Source organism: Nitrosovibrio sp. Nv6, assembly GCF_900110495.1.
GTDB lineage: Bacteria > Pseudomonadota > Gammaproteobacteria > Burkholderiales > Nitrosomonadaceae > Nitrosospira.
The window spans coordinates 62,074-78,260 of sequence record NZ_FODX01000001.1 but is presented as its reverse complement, the minus strand read 5'-3'; the positions used below and the strand labels follow the sequence as shown (position 1 = coordinate 78,260).

The window sequence follows — 16,187 nt, the reverse complement described above, 5'->3', positions numbered from 1 at the left end:
CGGGAGCATATTATTCATATCGCCTGAGCAAATGCTATTAGGTGATATCCAGGCGGGCATAGAGACGGCGTGATGCTGCGCTCATTTTCCATTATCGGGTCTAAGCATTATAAAAATTTCTTCACATTCTCCGGAGGGCGACACAACACCGCCTCATCACCACGCACAACGATCGGCCGTTGAATCAAATCCGGGTTTTCCACCATGATCCGTATCAATTCGTCATCCGATAACTGCCTCTCAGCAAGTCCCAGGTGGTGTGCCAGCGGTTCGTCGCTGCGCAGCACGTCCCGTACCGGCAAGCCCAGCTTATCAATCAATTCGCGTAATCGTTCCACCGTCAAAGGCGCTTCGTAGTAATTGACAGCATCGAACTCTTTGCCGCTACTCCTGAGAAGAGCAAGTGTTGCCCTGCATTTACTGCACCCAGGTTTCTGGTAAATGAGAATTTTGTCACTCATCCAATTTCCCCCTAATGTCAATCTATGGCGCGCAGACCGAATGGAAAGTTCAAGATGACTTCGAGCTGCTGGTTCAACCTGAATCGGCAGTCGACCCTCCATTCTTGGTTCAGCGCCGTCGCACGCAAAGACTTTCCTGCGTCACTCAATCTCCACTTCGGTATCACTTTACCGCATATCTCATGCTGTTTTTCATTTGCTGGCCGTGATTTTCGTCAGTACATGCCGCGTCATGCTGAGAGCGAGCTCATGCTCGCCCAGAAACACCGCTCCCCCGCTTTCCCTCCGGAGCAACGCCGCTTCTTCGTCATTATGCGTGCGCACGATAATCTCAATGGGGGGATTAAGCATACGTGCGGTTTCGATCATCCGCCGGGCCCGTAGGGTATCGGGAACCGCAATCACCAGGATAGCCGCTCGCGCGATATGCGCCTGTATCAATACGGCAGGTTCGGCGGCGTCGCCTGCTACAGCATGAATTCCACGTTTGCGTAATCCTTCCACTATCTCCCGGTTCTGCTCCGCCACTACGAGTGGCAGCCCCTGCTCGGCTAGCGCTTCGCCAATATGCCCGCCGACACGGCCATAGCCCACGATCACCACGTGACTTGTGACGTAGCTTGACGTAACCGTCGTCGGCAGTTCCGCCAGCGGATCGTCGGAGCGCTCCAGGATGCGGGCGAGTCTGGAGCGGGTACGTATCCAGGCTTGCGCGGGCTCGATCACCCGAAATACCAGCGGGTTGAGGGTAATCGAGATAAAAGCCCCTGCCAGTATAAGGCTTTGAGCCTCAACCGGCAGCAGTCCGAGCGAAACGCCAAGCGCTGCCAGGATGAATGAGAACTCGCCAATCTGCGCAAGACTGGCGGACACGGTCAGCGCCGTGTTCAAAGGATAGCGGAAAGCGAGTACCAGCAAAAAGGCTGCCAGTGATTTGCCCACGATAATGATTCCGAGCGTAGCGAGAACGTGAAGCGGTTGCTCTGTCAGCACATCCGGATCGAACAGCATGCCTACGGAGACAAAAAACAGTACCGAAAAAGCGTCTCTGAGAGGCAAGGATTCCTGCGCCGCCCGGTGACTCAAATCGGACTCCCGCATGACCATGCCGGCAAAAAAAGCACCGAGGGCGAAAGAAACGCCAAAGAGCATTGCCGATCCATAGGCTATGCCTATGGCCACCGCGATCACGCTCAAGATGAAGAGCTCATTCGAATTAGTGCTGGCGACGTGCCACAGCAGCCAGGGAAATACGCGTTTTCCGACAACAAGCATTAGAGCGATGAAAAGCGATACCTTGCCGAAGGTGAGCAGTAACGTTGTCAGTAAATCGGAACTGGCTTCCCCTGCAGAACCATCCGGATTGGTACCCAGCCAGCCTGCGAGCGGAGGCAACAGAACAAGAACCAGAACCATCGCCAGGTCCTCGACGATAAGCCAGCCGACAGCGATTGATCCATTGACGGACTTGAGCAGGCCGCGCTGCTCCAGCGCCCGCAGCAACACGACTGTGCTCGCTGTGGAAAGCGCCACACCGAATACAATACCCACAGCCAGAGTCCATCCCCATGAAACAGCGACAATGGCGCCGAAAGTGGTAGCTACGCCGATCTGCACAATCGCGCCAGGCAAAGCAATCCGTCTGACAGCCAGTAGATCTTTTAGCGAGAAGTGCAATCCGACTCCGAACATCAGCAGGATAACCCCGATTTCCGCCAACTGGCCCGACAATTCAATGTCGGCTACGAAGCCCGGCGTATTGGAACCAAGAATCACTCCCGCAACCAGATAGCCAAGCAATACCGGCAATTTCAGCCGGTGGGCGATGAGCCCCATCAGCAGGGCAAGACCGAAGCTGACTGCAATGGTGGTAATCAGGGTAAAACTGTGAGGCATGTGTTTTGCCGCATGTTTGCCGCGTACAGAGGGCAGACCACGGCACAAGACCTGACGGGTTTATCGCCGATCGTGCAGTGCCCTGATTTGACGAGAATGCAATTACGGTCTCGGAAGATGCGTTTTACGGTACTTTGATAATCAGCAGATCAGTTATAAAATAATTGGTATACCCCATTCCAGATACTCAGCCTCTGCGTTGGGAAGCGCGAAAGCGCCAGCCCAGCAGTCCCAATCCTGCAAGCATCATGGCCCAGATTTCCGTCTCCGGTATTGGAGAAACTTCCCACCCCATATCTTTCATGGCAGCAAAATCAAGTTCCGTAAAATGCTTGCGCTGGTTAACGGAAATACCTGGGGTCATCGCTGCTGCCTGTCCCTCATAGCTGAGCCCTGATGCCCAGTGTCCGTCGCTGGCAAGGGAAGGATTCGAGCCAAGCAGGTCATTAACGGCAGAGCCGGTAAAGACGCCGCCGGAACTTAGATTAGTAAATGATTGAGCGCTGGCGAAACCCAGAACATGAGCCAGTTCGTGTACAGCTACCGAATAAAAATCATACTGACCGGAGAAAGATTCATCCGTCGTGACATCGGAGTCAAAATACCAGTTGGACGCACTATTAAAAGAGATCCTGCCACCCCAGGGACCAAAATCCGTCTGCTCGGGTAAAAGTGCTCCGGCCTGACCTCTACTGGAAGCATTGGCGAGGAAATCGGCGGAGCCACCGCTGGAAAAGCCGCCTGGACCACCCACTGCCAAGCTGCCAGGAATACTGTAGGCCCCGACAAAAACCACAACCTGATCAGCGGCCACACTATAGTTCGGAATGTTGATGATCTTACCGTTGTCCGGCTGATAAAGACGTGCGTGAAACCCGTTCGAACCAGATGACGAGATTGCAGTCAGGTCGTCCTGGAAACGGGTTTCGAATACTGAGGCGGCCGTATTCAACAGGGTCTGGCGGGAACTGTTTGCGCCGCTGAAAAAATTCGAACTGTCATACCGGTAATCAAAGACGATATCAATATTGGCTAAAGCGGACTGGCTCGCGGCGAGCAACGGGGTAAGCAAAGAGGCGAGCAATGCTCGTGAAAACGTGGAATAGGTAAATTTCATTCTCCGGACTCCTGATTATCGATTAGTTGATAGCGTGCGCTAATGCCTGCATCGGATCAATATATTCCATACCGAATTCCTCTGCGATAGCGGGATAGGTCACCGATCCGCGATGCGTGTTGAGACCATTTTGTAATGCCTGATTTTTTCGCAAGGCATCCAGTCCTTCGTCCGCCAACTGCAAAGTATAAACGGCCGTCTGGATGTTAAGTGCGAAGGTACTGGTGCGTGGAACTGCACTCGGCATGTTGGCGACACAATAGTGCACCACGCCATCCAGTTCGTAAGTTGGGTTGCTGTGAGTGGTAGGCCGCGTTGTTTCCACGCATCCGCCCTGGTCCACCGCAACATCGACGATTACAGAACCCTTTCGCATATTGGGCAACATCCCGGCTGTAACCAGCCAGGGGGCCCGTCCACCGGGAATCAATACCGCACCGATTACCAGATCGGCATTGTAGATTATCTCTTCGATGTTGTATTCATCGCTGAAGCGCGTCTGTAATTGCCCCCGATAAATGTCATCCAGGTATTTCAGGCGGTCATGACTCACATCCAGGACAGTAACCTGGGCGCCGCATCCGACCGCGACACGAGCGGCATTAGTGCCGACGATACCGCCTCCAAGGATTGCGACATTAGCGAATGGGACGCCGGGAACACCGCCCATCAATACACCTCGGCCGCCGTGCGTTTTTTGCAGATAGGTCGCACCGATTTGAGTAGCCATGCGGCCTGCCACCTCGCTCATGGGCGTTAACAGGGGTAATTTTCCATCTTCGGTCTGGACCGTTTCGTACGCAATGGCTGTAACACCGCTTTTCAGCAGAGCGTTGGTTAGAGACATGTCCGACGCCAGGTGAAGATAAGTGAAAAGAATCATGTCCTCGCGCAGGTAACGGTATTCGGCGGGAGTGGGTTCTTTGACTTTAACCACCATTTGAGCTGCCCACGCGTCTTCAGCCTGTGGGACAATTACTGCTCCGGCTGATCGATATTCCGCATCTGAAAGGAAGCTGCCCTCCCCGGCGCCGCTCTGCACGAGTACCTGATGTCCACGCCGTGTCAAGGCTTTGACTGTACTGGGCGTCATGCCGACCCGGTCTTCGTGATCCTTTGTTTCTCTGGGTAATCCAACCAGCATATTATTCCTGATTATTGACGAGTAGCGTTATCTTGTCGCAAAAATGACGCGAATTACCAAGTTCCGTGGATACTCTCACACGCTTCAATCAGGGGTGAATTTTCGACCAGGAGCCTGCTGTTCACGCGCGATTGCCTCCACGGGTAGCTCCGTCTTTTTGCCAACATTCACCCTTGAGTATAACAACCCGATGGAAAAATCGCTGAAAAATTAGCATTCCGCCTGCGCCTTTCACTCTGTCATCGGGACACCCGTTCCGCTTCAACCTAAATCCGGTAGTTGAACGGGGTGGAGTGTTCGGTTTTTGGGGTGAAGGGCAAGGCGCAACGACGCGGAATGGTGCGACCGCGCAGGGCGAAGCAGTGCCTTCCGCAGGAAGGTGCGACCCCGGAGCGGGATGCGGGCGCCATGAAACGCGGTCGCGGCATCCCCTACGCTGCCGATCCCCGCTTTGCGGGGTCCCTCGTGCGACGCTGCGGGGCGCTCCATTCCAAGGAGTTGCAACGCAACCATGTGCCGCAAAAATCGTTCAATCCGCCCCGTAGCGAACTCACCAAAAAGGTGAAGCTCAAGTGATACAAAAAGTCTTTGTCAATCAAAATGCTAAATTGAAAAATGAGCGGTCAACTGCCGGATTTAGGTTCAATCGAGCAACTGCGCGCGCAAGTGCTGGAGCACCAGTTCTCGTGTATCGATTCCCTGGTCGAGAGCGGTCTGATAATCGAGCGTAAGGGTTGAATGCGCTTTTCCAGGCACGGTTATGGAGCGAAAACGCGGCCTCGCTGATCCCGCCGCGTTCTGGAGCGATTTTTCCAGCCGCTCGAAGCGCGCCGCAGCACAACGACCATCGTCCTCGAAGCGGAGTCCGAGTAACGACATCGTGTCTTCGCGACTGGAAGCGAATGCCAATATCTCCGGCTCCACATCGAGTGCACCGGGTTGAAATAACGGAAGACTGGGCTGCGCGGCCACGGGCGCAAGAAGCGATGCTTCCAGCATCATCGCAAAAACAAAGCCGCCGGTATAACACATGCCTATGGCGCCTATACCCCGCCCGCCACGTTCCGCATGCACTTTTCGGCATAATTTCCGCAGTGGCACTGTAATGGCGCTGGACTTACCCGCCGCAAGATTGTTGAATTCCTTTCGAATGCAGAAGAATGGCGCCTTCAGGAGGCCGAGCATGGGATTCTGAAGCGGCCTGCCGAACAGGAGCGGCATGACAACGTGAAAACCGCGATCGGCAATCCATTCTGCAAATTCGACAGTTTCCTGAGTGAGGCCCGGCAACTCGTGCAGGAGAATAACTCCAGGTCCTTCTCCTTTCCTGAAGAGTGTAAACGTACGGTCGTCTGCCGTAAACGTCTCCTCGGAAAAGCCCTTGATCGCGCTCACCACGCGCGTCTCCTGTTATTCCTGTTGATGCTTCGGATTTTTGTAACGGTATGCTCCAGCATAATCATCCATGTACAAGCGGCTGGAAAGAGACTTCGGCAGTAATCGCTGAGTTTTTCTGAAAACAGACAAACTGTCACCCGGCCATTTAGAATACCACTACTTTTACTCCCTTTTATCGAAGGAGGATAAGAACGAGGCAGGTTGAGCCGCTGCTTAGATGTATTCCAGCGATTACGGAAACGGGGCGGGCTGCCAGGTTAGTAGGGAAATGACTGAAAGACCTGGCATGGCATTGACCGATCGATTGCAATTCTCCACCGGCATGAGAACATTTCCGGCGAATATGAACAAGGACCGGTCACGCAGCATAGCGGGTGGACGAACCTGGCACATCCGCCACCATGATTTTGTTGACTCCCCGCAGTTTGTTTGCGATGGGTCAGTTTATGTTGCGTGGCTATGCCGGTACTGCTTTTCCCCGCAGGTTGGGCCGATACGCTCCTCTATCAGATCAAGCCGGAGCGCCAGTACATTAGCCGCGAAACTTTTGGCTTTTTAAGCCTTCACGTTTATTTTTTGTATGAATCTCGCAGGCTGTTTGTGGGCTGAACGCGGTAGCTAGCCGTTTCTTATGCGAAATGGGTTATAAGGCCTTGACCATGTCTTCTACAACCTTCTTGGCGTCGCCAAATACCATCATGGTCTTGTCCATGTAGAACAGATCATTGTCGAGGCCGGCATACCCGGCCGCCATGCTGCGTTTGACCACCATCACCGTACGCGCCTTGTGGGCGTCCAGAATGGGCATGCCATATATCGGGCTGCCCGGAACATTGGCCGCTGGGTTCACCACATCGTTGGCGCCCAGCACCAACACCACATCGGTATTGGAGAAATCGCTGTTGATCTCATCCATCTCCAGCACTTGCTCGTAGGGTATCTCTGCTTCCGCCAGCAATACGTTCATGTGTCCCGGCATGCGGCCCGCTACCGGATGAATGGCAAAACGCACGTTCACGCCTTTTTCGTGAAGTTTTTCCGCCAGTTCCTTGACCGAATGCTGCGCCCGCGCCACCGCCAGGCCATAACCTGGCACGATGATCACGCTGTCGGCATTACCCATCATGAATGATGCATCCTCTGCACTGCCGCTGCGATAAGTTTTCTGCGTCCCGTCGCTTGCCGCCGCGGTTCCCGTCTCACCCCCGAAGCCGCCGAGTATGACCGAAAGAAACGGACGATTCATGGCCTTGCACATGATGTAAGAGAGAATGGCCCCGGAGCTGCCCACGAGCGAACCGGCGATGATGAGCATGGGATTGCCGAGCGAAAATCCTATTCCCGCCGCCGCCCACCCGGAATATGAGTTGAGCATGGAAATGACCACGGGCATGTCCGCGCCGCCGATCGGGATGATAATGAGAAAACCCAAAACGAAGGCAATCGCGGTCATTGTGGCAAAAGCCGTCCAGTTGGTGGTCTCGCTGAAGAAGAACCAGAGGCCGAATCCCACCATCACGATCGCCAGAACAAGATTGACCATATGCTGCCCGCCAAAGGTAATGGGCGCGCCGCTCATGCGGCCGGACAACTTCAGGAACGCGATCACGGAGCCCGACCAGGTCATGGCGCCGATGAACGTACCGAGGAACAGCTCCAGTTTGCTGCCCATCGCCAGCTGTACAGGCAGGCCGAATGAAGCGGGGTTATTGACGGCAGCGATTGCGATAAAGACCGCCGCCAGACCCACCAGCGAGTGCATGAATGCAACCAGCTCGGGCATCGCCGTCATTTGCACACGCCGCGCGACAACAGCGCCTATTGCGCCTCCCAGCGCGATACACCCGACTATCAGCGCCCAGTTCTTGGTAACGGTAAGCGTCGTGACGACGGCAATTGCCATCCCCACCATGCCGAACAAATTACCGCGACGAGCAGCTACCGGCGAGCTTAAGCCTTTTAGCGCCAGAATGAAGAAAACCGATGCGATAAGATATGCGAGTGCGACCAAATTTGCCGACATTTACTAGCTTCCTTTTTTATCTTTTTTTCTGAACATTTCCAGCATCCGCTGAGTGACAAGAAACCCGCCAAAGACGTTGACCGCGGCCAGCGTCACCGCCACCGCCCCTAGCCATACGCCCCAGTCTGTTTCCGCCGGCCCGGCGGCCAGCATGGCGCCCACCAGAATGATGCCGGAAATTGCATTGGTTACTGACATCAGCGGCGTATGCAAGGCCGGCGTCACATTCCACACGACGTGATAGCCGACAAATACTGCCAGCACGAACACGGTGAGATTAATGATGGTTGGGTCAATTTCACCGATCATGATTGCTCCTTCTAGTCCTTGTTTATCTGTTTACTATGAACCTTGAGTTATCAGCAGTAACCGAGCATAAAGAAACATTGCTCTGCTTCTTGGCTTTTTGGCGATTACGGTGATTTTTCAAGCTTTCCTGATAATTTCCCCGTCTGCGCAGACCAGCGTCCCGGCGATGATCTCGTCTTCACGGTTCACCTTGAATTCGCCGCTCTTCGCATCGAGCATGAGATTGAGGAAATTCATTAAATTACGAGCGTACAGGGCGCTGGAGTCAGCTGCCACCAGCCCAGGCAGATTGGCAATACCCACAAGATGGACGCCGTGCTTCACTACGATCTTGTCCAGCTCCGACAAGGGGCAGTTGCCGCCCGCCTCTACCGCCATGTCAACGATGACCGATCCGGGCTTCATGGCCTGAACGGTTTCTTCCTTGATCAGTACCGGCGCCGGCCGGCCGGGAATCAGTGCCGTGGTGATGATGATATCGGCGGCAGCAGCGCGTTGATGTACCAACTCCCCCTGACGGCGCTTGTAATCATCCGACATTTCCCGCGCATAACCACCGGCTGTCTCCGCCTGCGCCTTTTCTTCTTCGCTTAGCGGAACCTCGACGAACTTGGCCCCCAGACTTTCCACCTGTTCTTTTGCGGCGGGACGAACATCGAACGCCTCGATCACCGCACCCAGGCGCTTGGCCGTAGCGATCGCCTGCAAGCCGGCTACCCCTGCGCCGAGAATCAGCACTCTTGCCGCCTTTACCGTACCCGCCGCGGTCATGAGCATGGGAAAGAATTTCTGATAGACGTTGGCGGCCATCAGCACTGCCTTGTAACCGGCGATGTTTGCCTGCGAAGACAGCACGTCCATACTCTGGGCGCGAGAAATTCGCGGCAGTTTTTCCATCGAGAAGGCAGTAAGGCCATGACGCGCGAGCGCTTCTATGCCTTCTGCCTGATGCGGGGAAAGTAATCCCAGTAATACGGCGTCCTTGCGCATCAGCGCCAGTTCGCCTGATTCCGGACCACGTACCTTCAGCACGATTTGAGATTGACCATACAGCTCTGCCGCATTCGCTACGATGCTGGCCCCGGCAGCCTGGTATGCCTCATCCGGTATGCTCGCGCCTGCGCCCGCGCCCGCCTGTACCAGAACAACATTCAAACCATTGGCTGTGAATTTCTTCACCGTTTCCGGCGTGGCCGCAACCCGGGTCTCTCCCCCGCGGATCTCTGCGGGTACCCCTATGTGCATTGGTATTCCCCCTTATGTTTCCAATATGGTTATTTTTCCGGCAAACCGGCGAAAATCAGCCGACACTACCCCTGTGATGGCCTGTTCATCACGAAGCCCGGATTATAAATGAACCTGACCATGATGCATTGCCCGATTGATGAAAACAGCCTGATCCTTGGCAAGTTACACCTGACTTTATTCAAATCAGGCCCCGACTTTATTCGTTTCTTTCAGGCAATGACTAATCCAGCGAGTGGTCAGCTTCTCCTGGACGCTGTTCTGGCGTAAACGCGAAGCCAGTCCGCCGAAATCAACCTGATCAAGCGGTTGATCCTGGTTGAAGCATGAAAACACGTAAGTAATCTCTCCCGTTACCGGATCCTTATGCGGTTGCAGACACTGGGCGCAAATCTCTTTCATCATGCATTGCATGGGCGAATTGATGGAGCCAATGGCGAAATGATCTGTTTTCAGATAAGGTTGAAGTTTGGCATGACGGGCAGCACCCACCGCCGCCATCATTCTGTCGGAGCCGATGGCAATGATACGGTCGGCATCGGCCAATCGGATTTTCTGAGGACCCAACGCACCGCTGCCATAAGCGGCCATCGCCTCCACGATGTTTCCCACGTAGCTGAGGTCACCCGGCCGCGAGGGTTTGAAACCTGGAGCCTCATCGCAGCACCATACCACCACGTCTGCCGCAGCCTCGATTTCCGCAACCTTGTAGCGATCGATCAGTTTCTTGTAACCGGCAAAATACAGGATTTTCGATCCGGCGGCTCGTGCGGCCGCACCTATCGAAAATAATACCGCATTCCCGAGCCCGCCGCCTACCAGCACGACGGTTTCATCCGGCAGGATTTCGGTTGGCGTACCGGTTGGGCCCATCAACACTACTGGATCACCAGGATTGAGCCTGGCGCATAAATCCGCTGACCCCCCCATTTCCAGCGCAATCAGCGATACCAATCCCCGCGGCACATCCACCGAGGCTCCCGTTAGCGCAATACCCTCCATCGCCAATTTTGTATCGCCGGAGGTGGTGGCGAGCGTCGCAAAGTTCTGGAAGCGATAGAACTGACCAGGATGGAAGCGTTCCACCGCCATCGGCGCATGTACCACTACCTCTATGATGTTGGGAGTAAGCCGCTCGACCTTATGTACTGTGGCGCGCAGCTGTCCGTTCATTTCCGCAAAAAACAGCCAGGCTGGTTTCGTGGACGCCGGCGCCATGCGTTCGAGCACCCGGCTTACCACCGGATAACCCTGCTTGGCGCTGGACATTGCTTTTACCACATTGCCGGAATAGGACGGGTGCAGATCACCGAAAAAGCTGATGAAACGTCCATCGTCGTTGCGGCTCAGCAGTACGCTGGGGGTTGCAGGTTTGGGATTCGCGCGCGGCGGATTGGCTGGATCGCCATTTTCATCACAAGCCGCAAAATAACGGCCGTGCAGCTTGAAATGCTTATCATCTTCTCTGGCGAGCACGGTGTTGGGCTGAGTTCCCGCCGCAACCAGAACAGCGCGCGCTGGCAACACGGCTTGTCCGGTCTTTTGCCACGATCCGGTTTCGTCCAGAACCTGTACCGCGAACTGCACGGCCTTTGCGTGTTCCCACTTGTCGGTGTCCACCCGTACAGGCGTGAGGCCCTCGGCAAACCGGATACCTTCCTCCAATGCCTTTTCGACTTCTTCATGATTGAGCGTGTAGGAAGGACTGTCGATGAGCCGTTTCCGGTAAGCGATAGTGGCGCCTCCCCATGACTGCAGCAATTCCAGGATACGAGGCGTGCGCCCTTCCCGTTCCGCTTCCTTGCGCTCTGCACGAATGGCGCGGGCATGACCGAGAAACTCCTCGGCAATTTCCCGCTCTTCCTCATCCCATGCTCCACGGATAGCCGTTTCGCCCTGCACAGCTGTCAAAATTTCGTAACGGCGAAGAAATTTATCCACCTGCACTGGATAATAAGCAAGCGCCTCAGTTGCCGTATCGATAGCTGTCAAACCTCCGCCGATCACCACAACAGGCAGGCGCAGCTGCATATTGGCGACAGAGTTGGTCTGGGCTGCGCCGGATAACTGCAGCGCCATGAGGAAATCGGATGCAGCGCGAACTCCTCGCGCCAAACCATTGGGTAAATCCAGTACAGTGGGACGTCCGGCGCCCGCGGCAAGCGCCACATGATCGAATCCCAGCGCGAACGCGTCATCGGCGGTAAGCGTTCCGCCAAAACGCACTCCGCCGAAAAGCGCAAACTCTTCTCGCCGCTCCAGGAGTAGCCGGATCAGCTTGAGAAAATTTTTGTTCCAGCGCACCGTGATGCCGTATTCCGCAACACCGCCAAATCCACCAGGCATACGCTCATCCAGATTCTCGGCAAGTTCGTCGGCATTGCGGATGGCCTTGAACGGAACATGCTCTCCCTGTTGATTCACGCCTGAAATCTCGGGCGCCAACGGCTCGATCTTGAGACCGTCGATGCCAACCACCGCATGGCCGTCGTTCATTAAATGATGCGCCAGGGTATACCCTGCCGGGCCCATTCCCACTACCAGCACTTTCCGGCCCGTCGGCGCCTTCGGTACAGGCCGGCGCAGATCCAGCGGGTTCCACCGGGTAAGAAGGCTGTAAATTTCGAAACCCCAGGGCAGCTCCAATATATCCTTGAGTGTGCGTGTTTCAGCCTGAGGGATATCGACCGGTTCCTGTTTCTGATAAATGCAGGACTTCATGCAATCGTTGCAAATCCGGTGGCCGGTGCCGGCGCACATGGGATTGTCGATCACAATCATGGCCAGGCTACCGATAGCAACGCCTTGAGTCTTCAGTTTGTGAAATTCGGAGATACGCTCTTCTAGCGGGCACCCCGTCAGCAGGACACCAAGCTGGCTTTTTTTGAAAGACGGGACCTCTTCCGGCGTCTTCGGTTTTTCCTTCAATCCTTTCGAGCATGAATCTTTTCCTTGCTCATGGCACCAGATGCAGTAGTTCGCCTCATCCAGAGCGCCTGTCAGATCGGTTCCCGGATCGGTGAGGGCGAAACCCTCCCGGCGGCGTATATGGTGAAGACTGTGAATGGTATAACCCGCTGCATTGTCGATATCCGTCGACAAGAGCTTCAGGAAATCTAGCTTGGCGGGGGCCTTGAACAATACGCCGTCCCTGTTACGTTCTTTCCCCTCTGGAGTCTTGAGCGCCCAGGCCGCGTAAAGTAATGCCGCCTTGATCCGTTCTTCGTTCTCGTCCTCATTCACTAACCACTGCGAGACTTTGGTTGCAAAAGTCAGCTCGGAGAAAGGCGCTTCGAACTCAGCGACCAGTTTTTCTTCCAGCGCAATCCCATCCACTGCCACCGCCTCCGCCTCGCTCACCTTGCTCATCGCGCGACGTTGTACAAATTGTCTTTTGCAGGAATAAAGCGGAGCAAGCTGGTGATGGCGCGCCGCAAGGGCGCCGACCTCTGCCTCTATACCGAACAGCCTGGCGATGAAATCTTCCATCCACGGCGCAACTTCAATCAGTAGAGCAGCTTCCGCTTTGCGATCCAGGCTATCGGGACAGGCACGAGCATGATCCAGGCTGGCACGCAGTCCGGGTTCTCCTTCCCCCAGGAATTCAAGAAATGCCTGATCCAGTCTCACGAGTCCTTCGCGGCGATACAGATCAGCAAAAGCCATGCCGAATCCGAGGATGGGAGAGGGCATAGCGTTTGCTGACATGGGGTGGGGCGCCAATTGTAAACTTGTCATGATAAAGTCATCATATCTATAGAAAGTGAATCAAATAAAGGAGGAGACAAAAACGTGACCTCAATCAATTGTTAGAGACTGTACTTGGACCTTAATTCGAAGTGACTGCGCCTTTTTTCAATTAACGCCAGGATACGCGAAGGCTTTTGCGTCACTTGACCCTCGTTTTTTATGTAAGTTCGGTACTGCCAACTTCAGGTTAAACTTTATAACCCTTTTCATTTTGTGCTTTTCCCCGCTAAAAAATACAAAAGCGGAAAGGCGTCTTTCCGCCTTGTCCGCCTTTCCGCACACATTCTGGCCCAACGCTGGCTACGCGCCTGAAGCGCTCTTCGCTGAACCTCCGGAAATCCAGCCGCGTGCGTGTCTGATCTCTAATCTTTTGCCGGGCAGATCATGCCCGCGGCAACGGTATTGTTATTGACTTCGTCAATGACAATAAAGCTGCCCGTAGCATGGTTACGCTGATATGGGTCGCATGCCAGAGGCTGGTGCACTTTCAGCGATACCCGCCCGATGTCGTTCATTTTCAAGGTATCCGCCGCTTCATGATTCAGCGTATTAACATCGACGCGATAATCTATCCGTGATATCAGCGCCTTTACAGTCCGCGTCGTATGCTTGACGAGATATTTTCGCCTCGGATCGAGGCTCTGCTCGGACAACCAGCATAGCATCGCATCAAACTCGTTCGTGACCACCGGAACTCCAACTGGTTTTACCAGCATATCACCCCGGGAAATATCGAGATGGTCTTCGATAGTCAGGGTTACCGACTGCGGTGCAACCGCATCGTCGACGACGCCATCATACGTGACAATTTCCTTGATACGCGAAGTCAGTCCTGAAGGCAAAACCTTCACCGCATCGCCAATGCTGATGAAACCGGACTCGATCCGACCCATATAGCCCCGAAAATCATGCAACTCCTCGGTTTGCGGACGGCACACCCATTGCACCGGAAACCGGAAATCTTCGAGATTGATATCGTGGTCGATAGGGACGCTCTCCAGCAAGTCCATCAGCGTCATGCCTTCGTACCAGTCAAGCTTGTCTCCCCGCTCCACCACCATATCGCCATTTAAAGCAGACATCGGGATGTAGGCGATATTGTTCAGCTTGAGCCCCTTGGCAAAGGTGCTGAAATCCTTGCAAATCCGCTCGAATACATCGCGGGAATAGTTAACCAGATCCATTTTATTGACCGCTACCACCAGATGAGGAATGCCGACCAGACTGGCGAGATAGGCATGCCGGCGCGATTGGGTAAGCAACCCCTTGCGCGCATCGATCAGAATGATGGCGAGATTGGCGGTGGAAGCGCCGGTAACCATGTTGCGTGTATATTGCTCATGGCCAGGCGTATCGGCAATGATAAATTTGCGTTTGGGCGTGGCAAAATAACGATAGGCTACATCGATGGTGATACCTTGTTCACGCTCCGCTTGCAGGCCGTCGGTGAGCAGCGAAAGATCGACACTTTCCATCCCGCGCCTGTGCGACGTATGGGTGATGGCGCTCAACTGGTCCTCGAAAATGGACTTCGAGTCGTGCAGCAAGCGCCCGATCAAGGTGCTCTTGCCGTCATCCACGCTACCGGCCGTGATAAACCGTAATAGTTCAGTATGATCAAATGAAATGTTATCAATGGCTGACATTCAATACTCTTCTTTAAATTCTGGTTTCCGGTATATCTCTATGAAATCCCAAGTGCTATGAAATCCCAAGTGCCAGGGCGGGAAAGAAGGTTTGCGTTACGTTGCCCACGTCGCTTATGCAATGTATAAATTGACAAGAGCCGTATCACAAGGGCACGATCTGTATCTGTAAAGATACGCCTCAGAAATATCCTTCTTTCTTGCGCCGCTCCATGGATGCATCGGATGTCTGGTCATCCATGCGCGTCGCGCCGCGCTCGGTAATTCGTGTGATCGCGGTTTCAGTAATGATTTCCCCGACATTGACCGCCGAAGATTCCACCGGACAGGTGCAACTCATGTCACCTACCGTCCGAAAGCGCACCATGAGGTTCTCCACTTTCTCCCCTTCCACGGGCTGAACCAGGTGGGATAACGGTAAAAGTCCGGTACCACGCCTGATTACATCGCGGGTATGAGCGAAATAAATGTGCGGCACCTCCAGTTCCTCGCGGGCGATGTACTCCCACACATCGAGTTCAGTCCAGTTGCTGATGGGAAACACACGAATATTTTCCCCCGGATGCACACGGGTGTTGTAGATATCCCATAATTCCGGGCGCTGGTTCTTCGGATCCCATTGACCGAATTCATCGCGGAAAGAAAATATACGTTCCTTGGCGCGCGCTTTTTCTTCGTCGCGCCGGGCGCCACCAATACAGGCATCAAAACAGAATTCAGCGATGGCGTCGAGCAGTGTCACCGACTGAAATGGATTCCGGCTCTGGTTTTCCGAACGCAGCACGACTCTTCCCTGCCTGATGGAGTCTTCCATGCTGCGCACTATTAACCGCTCACCCAATTGTTTGACGCGGCGATCACGGAACTCGATCACTTCGGGAAAATTATGACCGGTATCAACATGCAGCAAGGGAAATGGAAAACGCCCCGGGCGGAAGGCCTTTTCCGCCAGGCGCAGCATTACGATGGAGTCCTTTCCTCCGGAGAACAGCAGAGCCGGATTGGCGCATTCCGCCGCAACTTCTCGCATGATATGGATGGCTTCACTTTCCAGCGCATCCAGATGGCCCAGATGCCGTGCGATACGGCGCTTGATGGCTACCGGTTCAGTCTTCGTGACAAAACCTGGATCAGGACTAACAGACTCTTCCATTTCGTTCAATATTTCCATCGATCGACCTCATAATCTCCTGGCTCG

Annotated in this window: 12 protein-coding genes; 1 reads left to right on the top strand and 11 read right to left on the bottom strand. The window is 54.4% G+C overall.

Going from position 1 to position 16,187, the window contains the following annotated elements:
* Nucleotides 1–107 precede the first annotated feature (107 nt).
* The 4 genes from arsC to ald all read right to left on the bottom strand — a co-directional run bounded on the left by arsC (nucleotide 108) and on the right by ald (nucleotide 4,618).
* A complete protein-coding gene (arsC, locus tag BMX66_RS00385; protein WP_090877305.1) occupies nucleotides 108–461 on the bottom strand; it encodes an arsenate reductase (glutaredoxin) in 354 nt (117 codons plus the stop codon).
* 192 nt (nucleotides 462–653) lie between these two features.
* Nucleotides 654–2,357: a cation:proton antiporter domain-containing protein gene (ybaL, locus tag BMX66_RS00375; protein WP_090877302.1), complete on the bottom strand. Its 1,704-nt coding sequence runs from the start codon at nucleotides 2,355–2,357 to the stop codon at nucleotides 654–656.
* Nucleotides 2,358–2,544: 187 nt separating this feature from the next.
* Complete coding sequence (locus tag BMX66_RS00370; protein WP_090877300.1) at nucleotides 2,545–3,474, bottom strand: matrixin family metalloprotease; 930 nt, start codon at nucleotides 3,472–3,474, stop codon at nucleotides 2,545–2,547.
* Between the two features lie 22 nt (nucleotides 3,475–3,496).
* Nucleotides 3,497–4,618 (bottom strand): alanine dehydrogenase, encoded by a 1,122-nt coding sequence (ald, locus tag BMX66_RS00365; RefSeq protein WP_090877298.1) that lies wholly within the window; start codon nucleotides 4,616–4,618, stop codon nucleotides 3,497–3,499.
* A 288-nt stretch (nucleotides 4,619–4,906) separates the two neighbouring features.
* Here ald and BMX66_RS00360 point away from each other — a divergent pair, with 288 nt between their 5' ends.
* A complete protein-coding gene (locus BMX66_RS00360) occupies nucleotides 4,907–5,194 on the top strand; it encodes a hypothetical protein (protein WP_177168713.1) in 288 nt (95 codons plus the stop codon).
* Between the two features lie 66 nt (nucleotides 5,195–5,260).
* Here BMX66_RS00360 and BMX66_RS00355 read toward each other — a convergent pair whose 3' ends face one another.
* From BMX66_RS00355 to cysD, 7 genes are all read right to left on the bottom strand, one after another.
* Nucleotides 5,261–6,013 (bottom strand): dienelactone hydrolase family protein, encoded by a 753-nt coding sequence (locus BMX66_RS00355; RefSeq protein WP_158593353.1) that lies wholly within the window; start codon nucleotides 6,011–6,013, stop codon nucleotides 5,261–5,263.
* A 646-nt stretch (nucleotides 6,014–6,659) separates the two neighbouring features.
* A complete protein-coding gene (locus tag BMX66_RS00350; protein WP_090877291.1) occupies nucleotides 6,660–8,039 on the bottom strand; it encodes an NAD(P)(+) transhydrogenase (Re/Si-specific) subunit beta in 1,380 nt (459 codons plus the stop codon).
* A 3-nt stretch (nucleotides 8,040–8,042) separates the two neighbouring features.
* Nucleotides 8,043–8,348 (bottom strand): NAD(P) transhydrogenase subunit alpha part 2, encoded by a 306-nt coding sequence (locus BMX66_RS00345; protein ID WP_074793893.1) that lies wholly within the window; start codon nucleotides 8,346–8,348, stop codon nucleotides 8,043–8,045.
* Nucleotides 8,349–8,465: 117 nt separating this feature from the next.
* Nucleotides 8,466–9,593, bottom strand: a complete 1,128-nt coding sequence (locus BMX66_RS00340) for a Re/Si-specific NAD(P)(+) transhydrogenase subunit alpha (RefSeq protein ID WP_090877289.1) — start codon at nucleotides 9,591–9,593, stop codon at nucleotides 8,466–8,468.
* 186 nt (nucleotides 9,594–9,779) lie between these two features.
* Complete coding sequence (locus BMX66_RS00335; protein WP_255398727.1) at nucleotides 9,780–13,301, bottom strand: FAD-dependent oxidoreductase; 3,522 nt, start codon at nucleotides 13,299–13,301, stop codon at nucleotides 9,780–9,782.
* A gap of 404 nt (nucleotides 13,302–13,705) precedes the next feature.
* The gene (cysN, locus tag BMX66_RS00325; protein WP_090877283.1) at nucleotides 13,706–14,989 is read right to left on the bottom strand and encodes a sulfate adenylyltransferase subunit CysN; all 1,284 of its coding nucleotides are present in this window, start codon (nucleotides 14,987–14,989) and stop codon (nucleotides 13,706–13,708) included.
* A gap of 181 nt (nucleotides 14,990–15,170) precedes the next feature.
* Entirely contained in the window at nucleotides 15,171–16,160 is a 990-nt protein-coding gene (cysD, locus tag BMX66_RS00320) for a sulfate adenylyltransferase subunit CysD (protein WP_369826947.1), read from the bottom strand.
* Nucleotides 16,161–16,187 lie beyond the last annotated feature (27 nt).

Coding starts and splice junctions, on each gene's coding strand:
- arsC (WP_090877305.1), bottom strand. CDS start 461: ATGAGTGACAAAATTCTCATTTACCAGAAACCTGGGTGCAGTAAATGC.
- ybaL (WP_090877302.1), bottom strand. CDS start 2,357: ATGCCTCACAGTTTTACCCTGATTACCACCATTGCAGTCAGCTTCGGT.
- BMX66_RS00370 (WP_090877300.1), bottom strand. CDS start 3,474: ATGAAATTTACCTATTCCACGTTTTCACGAGCATTGCTCGCCTCTTTG.
- ald (WP_090877298.1), bottom strand. CDS start 4,618: ATGCTGGTTGGATTACCCAGAGAAACAAAGGATCACGAAGACCGGGTC.
- BMX66_RS00350 (WP_090877291.1), bottom strand. CDS start 8,039: ATGTCGGCAAATTTGGTCGCACTCGCATATCTTATCGCATCGGTTTTC.
- BMX66_RS00345 (WP_074793893.1), bottom strand. CDS start 8,348: ATGATCGGTGAAATTGACCCAACCATCATTAATCTCACCGTGTTCGTG.
- BMX66_RS00340 (WP_090877289.1), bottom strand. CDS start 9,593: ATGCACATAGGGGTACCCGCAGAGATCCGCGGGGGAGAGACCCGGGTT.
- BMX66_RS00335 (WP_255398727.1), bottom strand. CDS start 13,301: ATGTCAGCAAACGCTATGCCCTCTCCCATCCTCGGATTCGGCATGGCT.
- cysN (WP_090877283.1), bottom strand. CDS start 14,989: ATGTCAGCCATTGATAACATTTCATTTGATCATACTGAACTATTACGG.
- cysD (WP_369826947.1), bottom strand. CDS start 16,160: ATGGAAATATTGAACGAAATGGAAGAGTCTGTTAGTCCTGATCCAGGT.